Raw genomic sequence first — 21628 nt, 5'->3', positions numbered from 1 at the left:
TGGCATAGTGGCAGAAGCCGCTTAGCCGATATGGTGAATTTTTAACGGACTATTAAAATAACAATATGTACGATTTTAGTAGCATACCAATCATTTCCCATAATGATTATTAGTTCACTGGCAACAAGTGAAAATCTTATATTTGAATAAACAAAACGGATATGTACATGGATAGGGCGGCTTACAATATCAAGAAGTCCGTCCGGGACTGGTTCAGGGAGCTATTGGAAATGCTCTTTCAGGCGGCGGGGCTGATTATAGACACGCTGCGCACGTTCTTCCTGATTGTGCTTTCGATACTGGGTCCGCTGGCATTTGCGATTTCCGTCTATGACGGTTTCCAAAGCACGCTGACCCAGTGGATTTCACGCTATATCTCCATTTACCTGTGGTTGCCCGTGTCGGACTTGTTCAGCAGCGTGCTGGCACGCATACAAACGCTGATGCTCCAAAAGGACATTCAGGAACTTTCAGACCCGAATTTCATTCCTGACGGGAGCAGCACCGTGTATGTAATCTTTATGATAATCGGTATCGTGGGCTACTTCACCATTCCAACGGTGGCAAGCTGGATTGTCTCGGCTGGCGGCACGTCTGCCTATAACCGCAACGTGGCACGGGCGGGGTCAATCGCCGGGGCAGCGGTCGGTGCGGCAAGCGGGAAAGTAACCGGGAAACTACTCAAATAACCAACATCAAAATTTAATATATGGAATTTAAATCATTAACGAACATCGAAACGAGTTTCCGGCAAATCCGGCTCTTTGCGCTGGTATTCATCTGCCTGTGCGCACTGGTGACAGGCTTTGCCGTGTGGAACTCGTACAGCTTCGCCGAAAAGCAGCGGCAGAAGATTTACGTCCTCGACAACGGCAAAAGCCTGATGCTGGCACTCTCGCAGGATTTATCACAGAACAGACCCGTGGAAGCCAAATCGCACGTGCGGCGTTTCCACGAGCTTTTCTTCACGCTCTCGCCTGACAAGGGAGCTATAGAAAGCAACATCAAACGTTCGCTGTTCCTCGCCGACAAGACCGCTTTCAACTATTACAAGGACTTGGCGGAAAAGGGCTACTACAACCGGGTGATTTCCGGAAACGTCACGCAGACGGTGGAGATTGACAGCGTGAAGTGCGACTTCGACCAGTACCCTTACAAGGTGAACACGTATGCCCGCCAGTTGATTGTCCGGGAAAGCAGCCTGACGGTGCGCAGCCTTGTGACCTCGTGCCGGTTGCTCAACGCAACCCGGAGCGACAACAACCCGCACGGCTTCATCATCGAAGCGTTCACCATTACCGAGAACAAGGATTTGCAAACCGTTAAAAGATAGCCGTATGGAAAGGAAACGAAATTACATCGAACAGGTGCAGGACTGGGCGGACGACCGCCTGCGCCGAATGTGCGGACGGATTACGCCGGGCAAAAGGCTGGCGGTTATCCTCGTGATGTTCCTATTTTTCGGCGGCTTGTCTATCTACATCACCGTTTCATCAATCTACAATATCGGGAAACGGGACGGCAGGCGGCTGCAAATAGAACATATCAAACAACTGCCATTGCAAGGCAATGACACAATCAACAGTATCAACCCCTTAAACAAACCGGAATATGGAAGAAGTACAGAAGAATGAGAACGGCATGACCGTACCGCAGACGGACGGGAAGCCTGAAAAGGAAAAGAAGCCCAAACGGGAACTTACCCCGCAGCAGGTACAGCAGCGCAGGAAAATGATAGTCTTCCCGCTGATGTTCCTTGCCTTTGCCGGGTGTATGTACCTGATATTCGCCCCCTCCGGCAAAGAGGACGTGAATGTGGAGAGCGTGGGCGGCTTCAACGCCGACATACCCCTGCCCGCAGAGGACGGGATTATAGCCGACAAGCAAAAGGCTTACGAACAAGCGATGCTGAACCGCAAACAGCAGGACAAGATACAATCCTTGCAGGACTTCGGTTTCACGGGGGACGATGAAACGGAAGAACCGCAAGCGGAAATCGACCTGATGCCGGAAGAAGAACCGAAGCCCCAAAGGGGCGGCGGGGCTTCTTATTCGGCAAACGCTTACCGGGACATCAACCGCCAGTTAAGCACGTTCTATGAAACCCCGGCGGTGGACGAGGAAAAAGAGGACTTGAAGCGGCAGGTGGCGGAACTGACCGACCGACTGCAACAACAGCAGAACGCCACGCCTACCGCTGACGACCAAATGGCACTCTTGGAAAAGTCCTACGAACTGGCGGCAAAGTACATGAATGACGGCGGGCAGGACGGGCAAACGGCACAAGTGCCTGTTGCCGGGACTGTCACCCAAATGCCGCAAGCCCAGCCCGTGCAGGCAATCCGGGAAACGACCGTATCGGGATTGCAGCAGCCCATGAGCGATGCCGACTTCATCCGGGCTTACAGCCAGCCACGAAACTACGGCTTCAACACGGCGGTAGGCACGGGCTACGCTATCGGCAGGAACACGATAGCCGCCTGCATACACCAAGACCAAACCCTGACGGACGGGCAGGCGGTGAAACTACGGCTGCTCGAACCCATGCAAGCAGGGAACATAGTCGTGCCGAAGAATACCCTTGTGGCGGGGACGGCAAAGGTGCAGGGCGAACGGCTTGACATACTGGTGTCCTCGATTGAGTATGCGGGCAACATCATCCCGGTGGAACTTGCCGTGTTTGACATGGACGGGCAAAAGGGATTATCTGTGCCGTCCTCTATGGAGCAGGAAGCGTTCAACGAAGCTATGGCGAATATCGGCAGCGGACTGGGTACAAGCATTTCCTTTGCACGGAGTGCCGGGCAGCAGGTGGCAATGGACGTGACAAGGGGCTTGCTGCAAGGAACGTCCGGCTACCTCGCCAAGAAGTTCCGAACCGTGAAAGTGAAGCTGAAAGCAGGCTATAAAGTCATGCTGTATGCCAAACAACAATAACCATTTTATCAACCACTAAAATTTCAATTAACTATGAAACAGATTTTTGTAATGTTCGCCCTCTTGCTGGGCGTGTGTGTGGCAAACGCACAAACCGCTGACACCGTGAAGTATGCGGCTGGCAACGACTTGTACCGGGGTATTACCCGGAAACTCCCGTACCTCCAAATGGTTACGCCCTACGGCGTGGAAGTGACCTTTGCCAAGACGGTGCATATCATCTTCCCCGCCGCCGTCCGCTACGTGGATTTGGGAAGCAACCACATCATAGCGGGCAAGGCGGACGGTGCGGAGAACGTTATACGGGTGAAAGCCACGACAGAGGGCTTTCCGGGCGAAACGAACTTCTCCGTTATCTGCGAGGACGGGAGTTTCTTTTCATTCAACGCCAAGTACGCCCGTGAACCGGAAATGCTCAATATCGAAATGAAAGACTTCTTGGAAAATGAAGATACGTCCGATTTCTCGCATACCCGCATGAACATCTATTTCCGGGAATTAGGTAATGAAAGCCCGCTGTTGGTGAAACTGATTATGCAGAGCATCTACAAGAATAATGACCGGAAAGTGCGCCACTTGGGTAGCAAACGTTTCGGCATCCAGTTCTTAATCAAGGGCATTTATACCTATAACGGGATGCTCTACGTGCATACGCAGACGAAGAACAGTTCCAACGTGCCTTTCGACACGGACTTCATCAAGTTTAAGATAGTCGATAAGAAAGTGCCCAAGCGCACGGCTATTCAGGAAACGGTGCTGGATGCAGTCAGAAGCTACAACGAGGTGATAGAGATTGCCGGGAAATCGACCGTCCGCACGGTGTACGCTCTGCCGAAGTTCACCATTCCTGACGACAAGCTGCTGTTGGTGGAACTCTACGAGAAGAACGGCGGGCGGCATCAGGTTATCCGGGTGGAGAACACCGACATCGTGAACGCAGAAGTGATTGACGAACTTAAAATCAAATAAGGATGAAACGGTTTCTATTTATCGGAATACTCTTTGTGCTGTGCCTGACCTCGTTTCAGGCACACGCACAAAGATACCTGCCGGGCATGAAAGGCTTGCAGGTCACGGCGGGCATGACGGACGGGGTGCATTGGAACGCCAATACGGATTTTGCCTACCACATCGGGGCGGCGTACAGCGTATACACCAAGAACGCCAACCGCTGGGTGATTGGCGGCGAATACCTGCACAAGAAGTATGACTACAAGGATATGCGTATTCCAGTCGAACAGTTCACCGCAGAGGGCGGCTACTACCTGAAATTCCTTTCGGACAGGCGAAAGACCTTTTTTCTCTCGCTGGGACTGTCGGCACTCGCCGGGTATGAAACAAGCAACCGAAGCGAAAAGCTCTTGCCGGACGGCTCTACCTTGCTGGATAAGGACTGTTTTGTGTACGGCGGGGCTTTAACGCTGGAACTGGAAGCCTACCTGACCGACCGGGTGGCTCTGCTACTGAACGCAAGGGAACGGGCGTTGTTCGGCTCGGACATAGGCAAGTTCCACTCGCAGGTATCTGTGGGACTGAAATTCATTATCAATTAGCCTATGGTACTGCTTGAATTATTTTCAGGTATCGGCGGTTTCAGCAAAGGGCTGGAAGCCGCCGGATATACTTTCGACAAGGTATATTTTTCAGAGATAGACAAACACGCAATCGCTAACTTCAAATACAATTTTCCTTATGCGGAACACATCGGAACGGTTACAAACATCGGGGAAGTCGGCATCGAACGTCCCCACATTGTCACTTTCGGAAGCCCTTGCCAAAATTTTAGCGCAATCGGGGACGGAAAGGGACTGCAAGGGAGAGAAAGCCACCTTGTCAGATATGCAGTCGAAGCCGTTAGGCGTTTCAGACCTGACGTTTTTATCTGGGAGAATGTTAAGGGGATATTCTTCGCAAGACATCGCCCGGATTTTTGGGGCATTGTCAAAGCGTTTGCCGACATTGGCGGTTATAGACTTGAATGGCAACTGTGTAATACGGCATGGTTTCTACCCCAAAACCGGGAGCGGATGTACCTTGTCGGACGTGTTGCAGACAGATGTACCGCAGACCTATTTCCTCTCCCTACGCCGGGCGGAGTGCATGGTAAGGTCGGGGGTGATGAACCCGCTGCTCGTCCAAGTGGTACGATAACAAGGAACTACGGCAGGCAACCTAACATCGGGAACTACGTGCTGTGCCTGAAATCGGGTGAAGCGTACAACGGAACGCCTACACCCGAACAACTGAAGCACGTGCGGATGCTGACCGAAGTAGAGTGCGAAAGGCTGCAAGGCTTTCCCGACAACTATACCCGATACGGGATATATGACGGAGAGAAAAAAGAGATAGCGAAGATACACCGTTATGCCTTACTCGGAAATGCGGTCAGTGTTCCTGTTGTCAGGGAAGTTGCCGCCCGGATTAGGCAAACGACTACTTTATTTTGATAACCCTTATATAATAATGTATATGAAGAATGTAATGTATAAAATCATCATGGGCTGCTACATCGTGGCCGCCCTCGTGCTTGTCACCGCCTGTAATGACAACTTGGATATTCAGCAGGCGTACCCGTTCAGCATCGAAACGATGCCAGTACCCAAAAGGCTGAAAGTCGGGGAAACCGCCGAAATACGCTGCCGACTGGTGCGTGGCGGCTATTACCAGCCGACTACCTATCAAATCAGGTACTTCCAGCCGGACGGCAAAGGGAAGCTGGAAATGGATAACGGCACGGTGTTCCTGCCCAATGACCTGTACCCGCTGGAGAAAGAAACGTTCCGGCTATACTACACCTCGGCATCGACAGACCAGCAGACGATTGACATTTATGTAATTGACAGCTTTGGACAGGTGCGGCAACTTTCTCTATCGTTCAATAATGACAACGGCAAGGAAAAAACGGAAACAATAACGACCCCTAAACAATAAAATGACATGGTAAAAATAGAATTGGATATAAAAGGTATCTCGTGGTACATAGAAACCACGTTGGAAACAGACACGGTTCCGGCAGTAGGTGACATCATCATTGTGGACAAGGACTGCATTTCCGCACGTGACAGGGCTGAATTGTGGAAAACGCCGTCCAATCAGGTTTTCAAATGGGCGGACGAAGAAGATGATGCGCCTGTAATGGAATGGTTCGACTGCGACACGGAAATGCTTGTCTATAAACGAACATGGAAATACGACATCGAGGAAGAAGAAACCGTGTGCATACTTGGTGTAAAATTCTTCCAACATGAAGATTCATAGGTTTTATTTCCTTATCGGTTGCATATATACGTGAAAAGCAACGACAGACAGGGGACACCAAATAGGGAATGATACGCAAGGCGTATGTTATGGCAGTCCACCCGCTGACAGTTCGGCGGGTGGACTTTTCATGTTAGGGAACAGGGCGGGTTTCTTTGCCACTTTATTTCCCGGCACTCACGAAAGAAAGTGGCGGCGGCAAACAGCCGCCGTTCTCTATCAACTGGTTTTAAGGCTCTTTATGGACGTGTATTTCTCTAACCACACCTTTACCTGTTCCATGTTGTATTCGCCCGTAATGATTGCCGTATGGTCGTTTATGGCTACAAACCGGACACTCTCGTAGCTATTTACCCAGCCTTGCAGGGAACAGACACCCCACGTTTCCACATCTTCAAAAACACTGCGGTCTATCCGGCTGATTGGCTCGCCGAAAACTACCGTCATTATCTGAAAGTCCGGTTTGTCCTCTAACAGTTGCAAATGATGCAACGTGCCGAACTCGTCAATTTTGCGTCCCCACGCCCATACATCATTATACAAATCATCACCCCACTGGTGCGGGTGGTCGAAGCGGACTTTTACCTCTATGGTGTGTTCGTTTTCTTCCGTGTCCTCGATAACGCCCGTTACCATTAAGCCCGTAAAAATACACTCGCAACGCCTGCCGATAAGCTCCTTGTTTACTTCTGTCGTTTTCATGTCCCTAAAATTTACTTATTTATTACTCCGTTCTTCTTCGCTATCCACCCGTCACGCCTGCGGCGGCACTCGTCCAGCGTTTTGGCTACCGTGCTGAAAAGTTCGCCGTCCGTGTGGCGGTAGTCATATTGAAAATAAATCTGTCCCCTGAAAGCCCCTAAACAGCATTTCACGAACTTTTCTTCTCCCGGTGTTTGGGTAATGCTTACCCCGTTTTTGTTAAGTGACTGCATGATGTCTTATTTTTTATGGTTATAAACTTGGTTGTTTTAAGCGGGCAGGGCTTTGACACCCCGCCCGGATTAGTATTTGGTTATGCCGCACGGAACACAAAGCCGTCATCAAACCAGTAATCGCACATGAACAGGTCACGGGCAAACTTTTCATAATCGAAATAGGTCTTCGCAAAATCCGGCAGTTCGTAACATTCCTCGATAATTTCGTAGGCGAAATCTTCTTCATCGTTATATTGACCTTGATACTCGTCTTGAAAGTCCCGTACAAGGTCGTCCGCATCTTCCTCGCCCAAATCATGGCTTTTATAGTTGCACCACACGAAAAAGGCTTCCTGCTCGGTGTCGTCCAAATCCTCTACCGCATCACGCAGGGAAAAGAAGTTTTCAGAAATCCAGCTTTCGCCGATTAAGCCCTCCGGCACGTTCTCCCAGTCCTGAAACATATATTCCGCATCTTCCTCGTCCTTGTGAAGTTCCCGGCAGGCTTCGTAAAATTCTTCCTTGTCCGAGTAGTCCGACAGGTCGAGCCATGCGCCGGACAATGAACCGTTGTTATACTTGCCGTAAGTGCCTACATAAACTTTTGCTTCCGATAATACCTTTGCTTCCATATTGCTGTAATTTTTAAGTTTTTGATTTTATGCGGATTCGAGAGGTGAGGGAGTTGAAGTTTCACTGAACTTTTTTCCTGTTTCCCGTAAATCCGACTTTTTTTTTATGCGTCTTCCGGTCGGGTCGGTCGTTTTCGTTTCACATAGGCTTAAAAGGGTAGTGTTTAGAGTTTGCAAGGTTTTGGGCAAAAAATACCTCGCAAGGCAGGGAAGATTTTTTCGCCAAACCGGAACGGCTCGACCTTGCAAAATCGTGAAGAACACGTAACTACCTTTGCCTATTGAAATGATTAAAACGACTGTCCCGGCTGGGGGACTGCGTGAGAGGAAGATTTACATTTAGGGAAACAGGGGAAAAGTGCCTGTTCTCTTTCGTCTTTTAGGGAACACTCCATGCGGGCGGAAAGGCAAGGGTGTTGTGAGCTTGCTTGCAATACGCTTGTGCGGGTTTCCAACGGCTCTTTTCACGAAATACAGTCAGCCATGCCACGCACGGCTGGCGTTTCGGGGAATGTGCCAGTTGGAAAGGGATATAAAAAATGCGGGTAGTCGATGGACTGCCCGCAAGGTGAAAGAGTGTACTTTGTTGGGATATAGTTTATTAGGTGGAATTTCGTTACCGAAATCGTTACCAGTTCTGTTACCAACGGTATATAGGTAACTAAAAACTCACATGGCGACTTCCTTGTAAATCTTTTCGATGCCGACAAATTTCTTGTCAAGCCCCTGCATATCGCTGCCTATCTTGCTGTTGGTGATGCGGGCGTAAATTTGGGTCGTTTCGATATTGGTGTGTCCCAGCATCTTGGAAACCGTTTCAATGGGTACGCCCTTTGATAGTGTGGTAGTCGTTGCGAACGTGTGCCGGGCAAGGTGAAATGTCAGGTTCTTTTTAATACCGCATACATCGGCAATCTCTTTCAGGTACGCATTTAGTTTCTGATTGCTGATTACGGGAAGTATCTTACCGTTCGGCAACTTGCCCTTGTACTTCTTCAAAATCATCTTGGGAATATCCAGCAGGGGAACATTAACGTCCGTATTCGTCTTTTGTCGCTTTGTCATTATCCAAAGGTTGCCGTCAAAGGATTTGCATATATTATCTTGCGTAAGCCCGGCTACATCTATATAGGCAAGCCCGGTGAAGCAGGCAAAGATGAACAAGTCCCTGACGTGTTCCAGCCGCTCGGAAACCATTTTCTTTTTAAGGATGATTTTTATCTCGTCCTCTGTCAGATAACCCCTGTCCACTTTCTCCAGCCGGATTTTGTAGCTGGCGAACGGGTCGCCCACCAGTATGCCGTTGTTGCGGGCAATAATGATGATGCGCTTGAAGAACTGCATGAACTTGGCGGTGGTGTTGTAGCCGCACTTGCAGGCGGTACGCAAATACAACTCAAAATCGGTAATGAACATAGGGGTAATCTCCTTAATGGATATGTCCGATACATTGTACTTGCTGCGGATAAATTCTGCAAGGTGTCGGCGTGTGACTTCATACTTGCGGTAGGTCGCTATCGTCTTGGATATGCCCACAAGCTGCTTCATATCGTCATTGTGCTTTTGGAACAATGAAAGGATTGTTTCGTGGCTCTCGCTGTGTCCCAAAAACTCGTTCTTCACTTTTTCGGCGGTCACGTAGTTGTCACGCCGCTGCATTTCGTGGTAAATGGTGTTCAGGGAAGAACGTATGTCGTCCAAAAGGGCGTTTATCCTCCCGGCATCCCTGCCTTTGGCTTTGCCCGCAGCCGTGTTCCAGTTGTCGGGCTGGATGCTCTGTTTCGTGCTGAACTGGCAAAGTTTTCCGTCTATGGTGATGCGTGCCATAATCATAACCTCGCCGTTTTTCTTTTCAGAACCTTTCTTCAAATAAAAAAGAACCTTGAATGTCGATTTCATAACTCACTTTTTTTAGTTGCAAAATTAATTTTTACCTCTCGTTTTCGAGTTATGCAGACTATGGACTAATCAAGTCATTTTCAGGTCATTTGAGGACAAATCGTTACCGTTTTTGTCCGGTAAGGAATAGGTAACGATTTAGTAACGAAACTTTGTCTTTTACCGTACTTTTGAAGTCTTGGAAGCTGGACTTTCGGGTAATAAAAAAAGCCACAAATCATTGATTTGTAGCTTTTTGTCCGCTTACTGACCATTTCTGTCCAGTAAGTTCAGCGGAGAGACAGGCTCTCGAACTTATACCTTCACAAAATATCATAAAACCGCAAACAACTGATAATCAAGTGCAAATTACAACATAGAGTAAAACTAAATGTTTCTAAATGTCTTTTGCTATCTCAATAATTGGGTGTATATTTGGGTGTAGAATTTCAAACGCACCCAATTATGAATATCAAGCGCAACATCATTTTTGCATTGGAGAGCCGGAAAAAGAACGGTGTGCCAATCGTAGAGAACGTACCTATCCGTATGCGTGTCATCTTTGCCAGCCAACGCATCGAGTTTACAACGGGCTACCGGATTGACGTATCCAAATGGGATGCAGACAAGCAGCGGGTAAAGAATGGATGTACCAACAAGCTAAAGCAAAGTGCAGCCGAAATCAATACGGACTTGCTGAAATACTATGCCGAAATTCAGAATATTTTCAAGGAGTTCGAGGTGCAGGAGGTCATGCCAACGACCCAACAGTTGAAGGAAGCTTTCAACATGAGAATGAAAACCAGCGAAGAACAGCCGGAAGAAGCCCCTGTCAGCTTTTGGGAGGTGTTCGATGAGTTTGTAAAAGAGTGCGGTAACCAGAATAACTGGACGGCATCCACCTATGAAAAATTTGCAGCAGTGAGGAACCACCTCAAAGAGTTCAAGGAGGATGCAACATTTAACTATTTCGATGAGTTTGGATTGAACGAATACGTCAATTTCCTGCGTGATACCAAGGATATGAGAAACAGCACCATCGGCAAGCAAATGGGATTCCTCAAATGGTTCCTGCGCTGGAGCTTCAAGAAAGGACATCATCAGAACATTGCATACGATACATTCAAACCGAAACTGAAAACCACCTCGAAAAAAGTGATCTTCTTGACTTGGGATGAACTGAACAAATTGAAAGATTATCATATACCGCATGACAAACAATATTTGGAACGTGTCAGGGATGTCTTTCTGTTCTGTTGTTTCACGAGTTTACGATATTCGGATGTCCGTAACTTGAAAAGAAGCGATATTAAACCCGACCACATTGAAGTTACCACAGTCAAGACTGCGGACAGCCTGATAATCGAACTGAACGACCACAGCAAAGCCATTCTTGAAAAATACAAGGATGTTCATTTCGAGAATCACATGGCATTGCCCGTCATCAGCAATCAGAAGATGAACGATTATTTGAAGGAACTGGGCGAGCTGGCGGAAATCAACGAACCTGTACGGGAAACCTACTACAAAGGAAATGAGCGCATAGATGAAATCACGCCCAAATATGCATTGTTAAGCACCCATGCCGGAAGAAGAACATTCATCTGCAATGCGTTGGCTCTCGGAATCCCTGCACAAGTGGTTATGAAATGGACGGGACACAGTGACTACAAAGCCATAAAACCCTATATTGACATAGCGGATGACATTAGGGCAAATGCAATGAACAAGTTCAATCAACTATAAAAGTATCAATTAGTTTCATAGATTACCACCTTTGAATTATATTTGTATTCTGAAAATATCATAAGATGAACAACAACGGACATAACATAGAAAAGACGAACTTTGACGCATTTATAAATGCTGTCGGTTCGGAAATACAACAGGCACAAGTACGGCTGATTACCGCAGCCAATGCGCAAATGTTGTTCCATTACTGGAAAATGGGTAACTATATTCTCTATCATCAGCAACTGCACGGATGGGGAAGCAAAACCATCAAACAGTTGGCAAAGGCTATCCGGTTGAATTATCCCGAAAAGAAGGGCTATTCGGAACGCAACCTTACCTATATGTGTCAGTTTGCAAAAGCATATCCTTTGAGGGCATTGCAAAGTTTCATAGAAACGGATGCAAAGTTGATAGCTCCAAGTGTGGAGAAAATAGCAGACGAAGTACGCTACTTAAACGATGCGCAATTTACGTAAGAGCCTCTTACGCAAGTCCAATCCACTGATAACAAGGAAATTATAATCACGCAAGAACCTCTTGCGCAAATTCATAATGTAGCCCAAACCGTATCTGATATTTACCGGATGGAAATTAAGGATATAGAAAGCGTATTCATGGCATCACCTGTTGCAAGAACCAATTGGGCAAGCCATGTGATTATGCTTAACAGTTCACTTCCATTGGGTGTAAGCTATTGGTACATGAAGCAGTCTGTGGAAATGGGCTGGAGCAGCAATGCTCTTAAAATACAAATTGAAACCAACCTGTACAGCAGACAAATCAGCAATAATAAGGTAAACAATTTCACAACCACGCTTCCTGCACCGCAAAGCGACCTCGCCAATTACCTGTTGAAAGACCCGTACATCTTTGATTTGGCTGGAACTAAAGAGAAAGCAGATGAAAGGGACATAGAAGAACAGTTGGTTAAGCACGTTACCCGTTACTTGCTGGAAATGGGCAATGGCTTTGCTTTCGTTGCACGACAGAAGCATTTCCAAGTCGGAAACAGCGATTTCTATGCAGACCTGATATTATATTCTATTCCACTGCACGCATATATCGTGGTAGAATTAAAGGCTACCCCATTCAAACCGGAGTATGCAGGGCAACTGAACTTCTACATCAATGTGGTGGATGATAAACTGAGGGGAGAGAATGACAACAAGACTATCGGGTTGTTGCTGTGCAAGGGAAAAGACGAAGTTGTAGCACAATACGCATTGACAGGCTATGACCAGCCGATAGGCATCAGCGATTACCAACTGAGCAAGGCTATACCTGAAAACTTAAAATCGGCTCTGCCAAGTATAGAAGAAGTGGAAGAAGAACTGGCTTCCTTTCTTGATAAAGACAAAAATCCATAAACCCAAGATATATGGCAGGAGAAATACTGATTATGATTCCCCAATACGGTGAACTCAACCGAATATACAGTGACTTTATTGTAAGCCATACTTTTTCTTTTGACAAGCAGAAATTCATCACGAACTTCTACAAGCAATACAATGACACAAAAGCTTTTGAAGCCGCTATCCTTGAATTGGTACTTGACAAGCAGAAAGAACAGTACACTCTGATTCTCGACAGTCTAAGAGCCGAGATAGAGAAAAACATGATGCTTTACGAAAAATATCCATTGCTTGATGATGAGATAATTTCTCGTGTGTGCTACCATTTCGCTGATAGATATAATATTGATATAGAGGAACAACTGGAGGTTACACAAAGACTAAACAAGCCTTTGAACGAGGCATATAACAGATATGATTTTATTGGTTACAGGGAACATACGGCAGAAGAAGAAAAGCAAGCCGAAAAGGAATATGAACGCTGCAAGGCTGAATATGAGAAAGAAAAAGAAGAACTGAACAGGCTTTATGAATTGCAAAAGCAAGCAAGAAAAGAGGCTTTCCAATATATAGAGAACTGCTGCGGAGATATTTATAAATTGAGTTTCCATTTTATGGAAATATTAGCAAAATATATTCCCGTAGCTAAAGATAAACCGGAAGAGCTAACCAAGCCAAGCGAACCCGATATGCAAGAAGAAGCACCCAAAGAGGAACAACACGAATATTTCGACATGGAGTTGCTTTCGCACGTTTACACGACCTGCGTAGGAGAACAATTCGAGAATATTTCCGAATATGATTTCTATGCTTGTATGAATCTGCACCCCGGCAAATGCAAGCTGAAAATAAAAACGAGAGAGAAAATACGTGTCTGCTACCTGATATTCCTGATGGGTGAACAACTGCCCAAACTTGACAGGGAGAATTGGAAAAAGAATATCCTCAAAATGCTGGATATTGAAGAGAACTATTACAAGTCAAAATACAAGGAACCTGTTTCCGATTTCCCAAGTGACAGCAACCAGAAGTTCGCCAAAGAAATGGACGCAATATTCCGATAATCCGTGATATACCCTGACATATTACGAAATAACCACTTTTACCACTCAAATTAATTTTTGAGTGGTATTTTTATTGTCTGATATTCAAAGAAATAATAAAATATTCCATTTGCACTAACCACATCCTTACCACTTACAAACCTACCTAATTTTGCATCGTTCGAGAACAGAAATAACAGCCAGTGCGCAGGGCTGATTGTTAAACGACTAAATAGATTGGACGATGACAAATCTTCAAGAGTTATTATCAAAACCCGTCTGGCAGATGACAGGCGAAGAGTTCATATTCTTAAGCAAGCACGCTTCCGGTCAAACGGAAATGCAGCCACAGCCCGTTACGGACACAGAAAGGAAGTATGTGTACGGAATACTGGGCATTGCCAAACTGTTCGGGTGCAGCCTGCCCACCGCCAACCGCATCAAGAAAAGCGGAAAGATTGACAAGGCAATCACCCAGATAGGACGCAAGATTATCGTAGATGTGGAGCTTGCCCTTGAACTGGCCGGGAAGAAAACAGGAGGACGAAAATAACGGGAGGCATGGCTATGGACTATATTAAAGAGACTAAGGACATATCGGCAGAAGAAGCCATTATCCTTTGGCAAGCCTCACGTTTGAGCCTGTCGAAAAGTTATGAGAAAGCACCTGAAATCCTCAAAGTACATGGTTCTGTCATTGGGACATTGGGCAATTTCAGCGCATCCATCGGCAAAGCCAAAAGTAAAAAGACATTCAATGTATCGGCTATCGTAGCCGCCGCATTGAAGAACGGCACAGTGTTGCGGTATGTGGCGGAACTGCCGGAAGATAAGCGGAAAGTGCTTTATGTTGATACAGAGCAAAGCCCTTACCATTGCCTGAAAGTCATGACACGCATTTTGCGGATGGCCGGCTTGCCAGATGACAGGGACAATGAGAACCTTGAATTTCTCGCTTTGAGAAAATACACGCCTGAGCAACGTATCAGGATTGTAGAACAGGCTATCTACAACACTCCCGACATTGGTCTTGTAATCATAGACGGCATCCGTGATATGGTGTACGACATCAACAGCCCCGGTGAATCCACACGCATCATATCCAAACTGATGCAGTGGACGGACGACAGGCAGATACACATCCATACGATACTGCATCAGAACAAGGGGGATGAGAATGCGAGAGGGCATATCGGTACGGAGTTGAACAACAAGGCGGAAACCGTATTGCAGGTAGAAAAGGACAAGGGCAACGGTGACATCAGCCATGTTTCAGCCATTCACATACGAGCAATGGACTTTGAGCCTTTTGCGTTCCGCATCAACGACAAAGCCCTTCCCGAACTTATAGAAGGTTACAAACCCGAGACAAAGAAACCGGGAAGACCCGAAGAAGAGAAGTTCGACCCTTACAGGCATATCACCGAGCAGCAGCACCGCATCGCATTGGAAGCCGCATTCGGTCTGAAAGAGGAATATGGTTACAAGGAACTGGAAGATGCTTTAATCAAGACCTATATGTCCGTGGGTGTAAAACTGAACCATAAAAAGGCGGTATCGCTCATCACCATGCTCCGCAACAAGCGGATGATAGTGCAGGAGAACGGCAGGAAATACACCTTCATGCCCGACTTCCACTATTAGCCCATTTCCCTGCAATCACTTCACTTTATTCTCGGGGTGTATATATTAGGAATATAGTGAAGTGATTCTGAAATGGGATTAAATCACTTCACTTTATTACCGTATCCTATATATACGAGAATTTAGTGAAGTGATTATAGACCGTACTTCCTAAAAAGGTACGGGCGAAAAGAAAAACAAATCAATTTACCAACTACTAAAACAATCATTTTATGGATATACAGACAGCCAAGCAAATCAGGATAGCGGATTATCTGCACAGTTTGGGTTATTCACCAGTAAAACAACAAGGTATCAACCTTTGGTACAAATCCCCATTTAGAGAAGAGACTGAAGCATCGTTCAAAGTGAATACCGAACGAGAACAATGGTATGACTTCGGTTTGGGTAAAGGTGGTGGCATCATTGAACTGGCTGCACACCTGTATGCTACCGACCATGTACCTTACATCTTGAAACGGATAGCGGAACAGACACCATATGTGCGCCCGGTATCTTTCTCTTTTGGCAAGCAAAACTCTTCCGAACCGAGCTTCCAACAGTTGGAGATTGTTCCGCTGTCATCTCCTGCCCTGCTTGCCTACTTGCAAGGTAGAGGAATAAATACAGAACTGGCGAAAATAGAATGTAGTGAAGCCCGTTTCACCCACAACGGCAAGCGGTACTTTGCCATCGCCTTTCCCAATGTATCGGATGGATATGAAATCCGCAACCGCTATTTCAAGGGCTGTATCGCCCCAAAGGAAATCTCCCACATCAGACAATCAGGGAAAGCGAGGAATACCTGTTATGTATTCGAGGGGTTCATGGATTACCTCTCCTTTTTGACATTGAGACAGGAGAGCTGCCCGAATTATCCGGAGTTGGACGGGCAGGACTACATTGTATTGAATTCCGTATCGAATATAAACAAGGTTCTCTATCCGTTGGGCAATTACGAACGCATTCACTGCTTTTTCGACAACGACCATGCAGGCATGGAAGCACTCCGGCAAATCCGCAAGGAATACGGCAGAGACAGATACATCCGTGACGCTTCGCAGACTTACAACGGATGCAAGGACTTAAACGAATACTTACAGAAACAGGCTGAGAGAAAAGGGCAAGTCCAATCCGTCAAAGGGGTGCGCAGCCAGTCACCGAAAAAGAAAAACGGCTTTCGGTTATAGCCCACTATAACTACACGCTCCGCTTTCGTAGTTGTGGGCTCTCCCGAGGGGATTAGGGCTTTGCCCTAATGACCCACTCAGGGCGTTTCTCCCCTGAGAACCCCGAGCAAAGAGTGACCCTCTCTTTGCAATCTCCGCTTATGGGTTGTACCCCTAAGAACCCCACTGCGGAAGCGAAGAAACAATCTATTGCGAACAATAAAACAGAACAGCTATGGCAACAAAATCAAGCATACATATCAAGCCTTGCAACATTGCATCAAGCGAGGCTCATAACCGTAGGACTGCCGAGTATATGCGTAACATCGGCAAGTCCAAAATCTATATCGTTTCTGAACTCTCAGCCGACAACGAACAGTGGATAAATCCCGGCTTCGGCACTACCGAATTGCGGACACATTACGACAACATCAAACGGATGGTCAAGGAAAAGACCGGACGTGCCATGCAGGAGAAAGAACGTGAACGCAAAGGCAAGAACGGAAAAATAATCAAAGTGGCAGGGTGTTCGCCAATCCGTGAAGGTGTGCTGCTCGTCAGACCAAACACCACATTGGCAGATGTGCGTAAATTTGGCGAGGAGTGCAAACAACGCTGGGGTATCACTCCGCTGCAAATCTTTCTGCACAAAGATGAAGGACATTGGCTGAGCGGACAACCCGAAGCCGAAGATAGGGAGAGTTTCCAAATTGGTGGAAAGTGGTTCAAGCCGAATTATCACGCTCATATCGTTTTCGATTGGATGAACCACGATACAGGAAAGAGCTGTAAACTAAATGACGAGGATATGACCGAAATGCAGAGTTTGGCTTCTGACATTCTCTTGATGGAACGAGGACAATCTAAAGCCGAAACAGGCAAGAAACATCTGGAACGTAACGATTTCATCATAAAGAAACAGAAAGCCGAACTGCAACGTATAGAGGAAACCCAAAGGTACAAGGAGCAGCAGGTAACTCTTGCTGAACAAGAACTCAAACAGGTAAAATCCGAGATACGCACGAACAAACTCAAAAGCGTAGCCACCGATGCGGCCACCGCCATAGCAAGCGGAGTCGGTTCTCTTTTCGGAAGTGGAAAACTAAAAGAGTTGGAGCATAGCAATTCGGAACTGCATCAGGAAATAGCAAAACGTGATAAAAGCATTAATGGTTTGAAAATCCAAATGAAGCATATGCAGGAACAATATGGCAAACAGATTCGAAATCTTCAAGGAATACATAACCAAGAACTTGAAGCAAAAGACAAAGAAATATCACGATTGAACACCATTCTTGAAAAAGCGTTCAACTGGTTTCCTTTACTCAAAGAGATGTTGAGAATGGAAAAGATGTGTTATGCCGTTGGCTTTACCAAAGATATGGTAAACAGTCTTTTGACAAAAAAAGAGGCTATCAAATGCAATGGAAAAATCTATTCCGAAGAACACAGACGGAAGTTTGAAATCAAAAATGATGTTTTCAAGGTGGAAGAAAATCCGACCGATGAAAACAAATTGATATTGACGATAAACAGACAACCAATAGGCGAATGGTTCAAAGAACAATGGGAGAAACTGCGGCAAGGCTTACAGGAGTCAATAGAAGAACCAAGAAAAAGTAGAGGAATGAGATTCTAATAGCCTTACATCTAATATGATTAATTAGCAAAGAATGAGATTACAAGGCAAGAGCAGGAAACTATAATGTATGTTAAAACAGAAATAGAAATGCAGTCTTTTGCATCTTTTCTATCATATATTAATAAAGTTTACATTGAAAAAGGTAGAACTGTTAAGAACCAACAACCATATTTGATATTTCGCCTAATGCATAATAAATATGACCAAAGAAGAATTAGTAAATCTATGCAAAGAAGGAAATGAGCAGGCTTTAAGTCTGCTCTATAAAATTTATGCAAAAAAGATGAAAAGGATTTGCAGCCGATATGTCTCTAATGAGCAAACAGTAAACGACCTTCTACATGATGGATTTATTATAATTTTTACATCCATTAACACATTACGTTCCTCTGAAAAATTAGAAAGTTGGATGGGGAAGATAATGAAAAATATTTCATTAAAGTATTTGGAACAATGTCATGCCATAACCAATATTCCTTTAGATTGTATAGAAGAATCTGAGGAGCCATTAATTCCGTCATATTCTACTGATTTTCCATCTTATGCAATAATGCTTAAGATGGTAGAGTCATTGCCGAATGGTTATTGTAAAATTTTCAAATTAGCGGTATTGGATGGATTATCTCACAAAGAAATCGGCATATTGCTAAATATAGCGCCTCATTCTTCCTCATCACAACTATCAAGGGCTAAAGAATTGTTACGCAAGCTCCTATCACAATACTATATTGCTGTAGGGTTATTTGTGTTGTTGTCTGTCATTTATCTACGACATCTACTGTATGCGCCAAAAGAAATCGCCGGCACATCTCCCAAAACGGTAATAAATCCCCAAAAAGAACAAGAGTCAGAAAACATCTCACTTGAAGATATTATAAATGTTATTCCTGTTCGTATATCTGCTCACCAATATACACACCTTCAATCAACAAAAGAAGAGATGTACAAACAAGATATTATTAACCAAGATAATGTTATTGAACAAAAAGACAGTAGTCAATTATCTAATAATCCAATAACTAAAGAGCAAGAATTTGAAGAGAGCAAAAACACTCATTACACCATTGTTCCTCAATTCTCGTCCCATAATAAAAAGAAATGGTCATTAGCTTTGTCTTATTCAGGAATAAACAAGCAAACGAATATTCAAAAAACGATAAATTCCGGTGGCATTTCATCCGAAAAGCCACAAGAGGTAATAAAAGAATCATATCATCACATCCCTATCATCTTATCGCTTTCTTTTAGTAAGAAATTTGATGAACGTTGGGGACTTGAAACGGGCTTTCAATACACACACTTACATTCTGATTTTACGACTATTACTGATTCCTACTTAAAAGAAGTACAGAAAATCAACTATATAGGAATTCCCTTGAAAGGAACATTCAATGTACACAGCAAGCAAAGGCTGTCCATTTACTTATCTACGGGAGTAACTTTGGATATCCCTGTAAAAGCAACTTCTGAAAGTATTGCATCTAATGAAAGTGGACAAATTACTTTTTGTGGAAAGAGTGATATATATCCATCTTTGCAGTGGTCAACGAATTTGGGTATAGGCATCCAATATCAGATTACACCATCCGTTGGAATCTATGCGGAACCCAATTTACATTATTACTTCAATAATGGAGATGGAATAAAGACAATTCGAACAGAAAAGCCTTTTAATGTGGCTTTGCCTATAGGAATCCGTCTGTCGTGGTAAAAAAGTTATGGTTATCATGCAGTCTTTTACAAAATAACTTATCATAGTTGTAGAGAACAATTCAAATAAATATTAACTAAAAACAAATCAGTATGAAAGTACGTGTTATCAAATTTTCAAAGGCAATGGAGGATACTCGTATTCAACAACCTCAAACCGTCCTAATGGGACATGGAATAATGAAATGGGGTACGGCTTATGCAATGCTTTTGCAGCAGTTTCTACTGCCGGAGGAGAGATTGTAACCTTTAATGATAAAACAGTATCATCAACACAATCTGTTACAGGTTGGATTATTATGTCAAAAAATGTAACAGTCACCAATGGTGCTAAACTTACATTTAATGCAGGAGAATCCGTAACAATCAATACTCCTTTCACAGTTAATGCAGGCTCACAAATTGAGATTTCCGCAAATTGAACAACAAGAATAGGTAGTAGCAGTTTTTTACTGCTACTACTCTACAAATAATTATTTTATGCAAGAACGTCATAAAAATAGAGCTATCTATTTCAAAGAACTTTCTATTACAAGCAAAAACTATTTTATACCATATATTCAACACTGGCATTCAGTAGAGACAGGAACTGATGTGTTAGAAATAGGCTGTGGTGATGGTGGCAATCTACTTCCTTTTTCTGAAATGGGATGTCGTGTTGTTGGAGTTGATATTGCAGCCTGCCGGATTAAAGATGCAAGAATTTTTTTTGCGGATGCCCATGCAAGAGGGACATTTTACGCACAAGATATTTTTCAACTAAAGGAATTGGAACGGAGTTTTGATATAATCATCTGCCATGATGTCTTTGAGCATATAGACAATAAAAAGCTATTCCTTTCAAATTTGAATAAATATCTAAAGCCTCAGGGCATTGTTTTCATGTCATTCCCGGCCTGGCAAATGCCATTTGGTGGGCATCAGCAGATTTGTCAAAACCCCATACTTTCCCGTCTGCCCTTTGTTCACCTACTTCCCATGACTGTATATCGGGGAGTACTAAAAGCCTTTGGAGAAAACGGAGACTGTATCAAAGAGTTGCTTTCTATTAAAAGAACAAGGGTGTCAATAGAATCTTTTGAAAGCATGCTAAAAACGACTGTTTTACGCATTACAAATAGGCAATTATGGCTTATCAATCCTCATTATCAGGTTAAATTCGGATTATCCCCACGCAAATTGAACAAAGTGATTGCCTACATTCCTATTCTAAGAAACTTCTTTAGTACGAGTTGTTTTTATATTCTGAAAAAAGGAACATAAGCTTTGCTCCATATACCACAATATTATTGGTTAGTCCGAAACCCCGTCTATGTCCCTGCTCTCTTTTTCCAACAGGCAAGACCGATACACAGGAAGAATTTTCAATGTAGAGGTTACGTTTTTTAGAAAGCCTGTTCTGTGGAGCGTTGTTTATACGCTCTGAACTATGCACACAAAAATAGGGGCTGTAACTGGATTTCCGGACAAATCAATATTATTTAGTTACAGAATTCAGGGATTTAGTTAAATAACAAAAAAATACCCAACTTTACATTTTGGGGTGTAAAATTGGGTGTTTCTTTTGTAATTCATTGATTTTCAATGTTTATCGCGGAGAGACAGGGATTCGAACCCCGGGTACCTCGCAGTACAACGGTTTTCAAGACCGCCGCAATCGACCACTCTGCCACCTCTCCAAACTCCTCTTTCAAGAAGTGCTTTTCTCTTAAAGCGGTGCAAAGATACAAATC

The 21628-nt window shown here is 44.7% G+C and carries 21 protein-coding genes, 1 tRNA gene and 2 pseudogenes; 19 read left to right on the top strand and 5 right to left on the bottom strand.

Going from position 1 to position 21628, the window contains the following annotated elements; genetic code table 11:
• Positions 1–146 precede the first annotated feature (146 nt).
• The 9 genes and pseudogenes from traJ to E5355_RS04815 form a co-directional block, all read left to right on the top strand.
• A pseudogene (gene traJ, locus E5355_RS04855) lies at positions 147–689 on the top strand (conjugative transposon protein TraJ); the annotation flags it as partial.
• A gap of 20 nt (positions 690–709) precedes the next feature.
• Positions 710–1333: a conjugative transposon protein TraK gene (gene traK, locus E5355_RS04850; protein ID WP_007653041.1), complete on the top strand. Its 624-nt coding sequence runs from the start codon at positions 710–712 to the stop codon at positions 1331–1333.
• A gap of 4 nt (positions 1334–1337) precedes the next feature.
• Positions 1338–1634, top strand: coding sequence for a TraL conjugative transposon family protein (locus E5355_RS04845; protein ID WP_136009407.1), 297 nt, complete (start codon positions 1338–1340; stop codon positions 1632–1634).
• Positions 1612–2937 (top strand): conjugative transposon protein TraM, encoded by a 1326-nt coding sequence (gene traM, locus E5355_RS04840; RefSeq protein WP_136009406.1) that lies wholly within the window; start codon positions 1612–1614, stop codon positions 2935–2937. Before E5355_RS04845 ends, traM begins: the two co-directional genes overlap by 23 nt.
• Before the next feature lie 33 nt (positions 2938–2970).
• Positions 2971–3906 carry a conjugative transposon protein TraN gene (gene traN, locus E5355_RS04835; RefSeq protein ID WP_136009405.1) on the top strand — a complete coding sequence of 312 codons (936 nt, stop codon included), beginning with the start codon at positions 2971–2973 and terminating at the stop codon, positions 3904–3906.
• 2 nt (positions 3907–3908) lie between these two features.
• Positions 3909–4490: a conjugal transfer protein TraO gene (locus E5355_RS04830; RefSeq protein WP_136009404.1), complete on the top strand. Its 582-nt coding sequence runs from the start codon at positions 3909–3911 to the stop codon at positions 4488–4490.
• A gap of 3 nt (positions 4491–4493) precedes the next feature.
• Positions 4494–5384 (top strand): DNA cytosine methyltransferase, encoded by an 891-nt coding sequence (locus E5355_RS04825; protein ID WP_120469783.1) that lies wholly within the window; start codon positions 4494–4496, stop codon positions 5382–5384.
• Between the two features lie 16 nt (positions 5385–5400).
• On the top strand, positions 5401–5868 hold the full coding sequence (locus E5355_RS04820; protein WP_136009403.1) for a DUF3872 domain-containing protein: 468 nt from the start codon (positions 5401–5403) through the stop codon (positions 5866–5868).
• A 6-nt stretch (positions 5869–5874) separates the two neighbouring features.
• Positions 5875–6195, top strand: coding sequence for a hypothetical protein (locus E5355_RS04815; RefSeq protein WP_136009402.1), 321 nt, complete (start codon positions 5875–5877; stop codon positions 6193–6195).
• Between the two features lie 219 nt (positions 6196–6414).
• On the opposite strand, the gene E5355_RS04810 is transcribed toward E5355_RS04815, so the two are convergent.
• From E5355_RS04810 to E5355_RS04785, 4 genes are all read right to left on the bottom strand, one after another.
• Positions 6415–6897, bottom strand: coding sequence for a DUF7258 domain-containing protein (locus E5355_RS04810; protein ID WP_136009401.1), 483 nt, complete (start codon positions 6895–6897; stop codon positions 6415–6417).
• A gap of 11 nt (positions 6898–6908) precedes the next feature.
• Positions 6909–7130, bottom strand: coding sequence for a DUF3873 domain-containing protein (locus tag E5355_RS04805; protein ID WP_010803493.1), 222 nt, complete (start codon positions 7128–7130; stop codon positions 6909–6911).
• A gap of 80 nt (positions 7131–7210) precedes the next feature.
• The gene (locus E5355_RS04800; RefSeq protein WP_016272709.1) at positions 7211–7744 is read right to left on the bottom strand and encodes an antirestriction protein ArdA; all 534 of its coding nucleotides are present in this window, start codon (positions 7742–7744) and stop codon (positions 7211–7213) included.
• A gap of 669 nt (positions 7745–8413) precedes the next feature.
• Positions 8414–9643, bottom strand: coding sequence for a site-specific integrase (locus E5355_RS04785; protein WP_136009400.1), 1230 nt, complete (start codon positions 9641–9643; stop codon positions 8414–8416).
• A gap of 444 nt (positions 9644–10087) precedes the next feature.
• On the opposite strand from E5355_RS04785, the gene E5355_RS04780 reads away from it, so the two are divergent.
• The 10 genes and pseudogenes from E5355_RS04780 to E5355_RS04735 all read left to right on the top strand — a co-directional run bounded on the left by E5355_RS04780 (position 10088) and on the right by E5355_RS04735 (position 21158).
• Positions 10088–11368 carry a site-specific integrase gene (locus E5355_RS04780; protein ID WP_136009399.1) on the top strand — a complete coding sequence of 427 codons (1281 nt, stop codon included), beginning with the start codon at positions 10088–10090 and terminating at the stop codon, positions 11366–11368.
• 65 nt (positions 11369–11433) lie between these two features.
• A pseudogene (locus E5355_RS04775) lies at positions 11434–12723 on the top strand (PDDEXK nuclease domain-containing protein).
• Positions 12724–12734: 11 nt separating this feature from the next.
• Positions 12735–13772, top strand: coding sequence for a hypothetical protein (locus tag E5355_RS04770; protein ID WP_136009398.1), 1038 nt, complete (start codon positions 12735–12737; stop codon positions 13770–13772).
• A 223-nt stretch (positions 13773–13995) separates the two neighbouring features.
• A complete protein-coding gene (locus E5355_RS04765) occupies positions 13996–14304 on the top strand; it encodes a DUF3853 family protein (protein WP_009121544.1) in 309 nt (102 codons plus the stop codon).
• Between the two features lie 14 nt (positions 14305–14318).
• Positions 14319–15395: an AAA family ATPase gene (locus tag E5355_RS04760; protein WP_118121495.1), complete on the top strand. Its 1077-nt coding sequence runs from the start codon at positions 14319–14321 to the stop codon at positions 15393–15395.
• A gap of 212 nt (positions 15396–15607) precedes the next feature.
• Positions 15608–16564, top strand: a complete 957-nt coding sequence (locus E5355_RS04755) for a toprim domain-containing protein (RefSeq protein WP_136009397.1) — start codon at positions 15608–15610, stop codon at positions 16562–16564.
• Between the two features lie 214 nt (positions 16565–16778).
• Positions 16779–18182: a mobilization protein gene (locus tag E5355_RS04750; protein ID WP_136009396.1), complete on the top strand. Its 1404-nt coding sequence runs from the start codon at positions 16779–16781 to the stop codon at positions 18180–18182.
• Between the two features lie 202 nt (positions 18183–18384).
• A complete protein-coding gene (locus tag E5355_RS04745; protein ID WP_136009395.1) occupies positions 18385–19896 on the top strand; it encodes a sigma-70 family RNA polymerase sigma factor in 1512 nt (503 codons plus the stop codon).
• Between the two features lie 184 nt (positions 19897–20080).
• The gene (locus tag E5355_RS04740) at positions 20081–20317 is read left to right on the top strand and encodes a 3-coathanger stack domain-containing protein (RefSeq protein WP_136009394.1); all 237 of its coding nucleotides are present in this window, start codon (positions 20081–20083) and stop codon (positions 20315–20317) included.
• 58 nt (positions 20318–20375) lie between these two features.
• A complete protein-coding gene (locus E5355_RS04735; RefSeq protein WP_136009393.1) occupies positions 20376–21158 on the top strand; it encodes a class I SAM-dependent methyltransferase in 783 nt (260 codons plus the stop codon).
• A 331-nt stretch (positions 21159–21489) separates the two neighbouring features.
• Here the strand turns inward: E5355_RS04735 and E5355_RS04730 are convergent.
• Positions 21490–21574, bottom strand: a tRNA-Ser gene (locus E5355_RS04730).
• Positions 21575–21628: the final 54 nt, after the last annotated feature.

It is taken from the genome of Bacteroides muris (ex Afrizal et al. 2022) (assembly GCF_004793475.1).
Classification (GTDB): Bacteria; Bacteroidota; Bacteroidia; order Bacteroidales; family Bacteroidaceae; genus Bacteroides; species Bacteroides muris.
The sequence above is the reverse complement of the archived record's forward strand: the minus strand, read 5'-3'. Positions and strand labels throughout refer to the sequence as shown.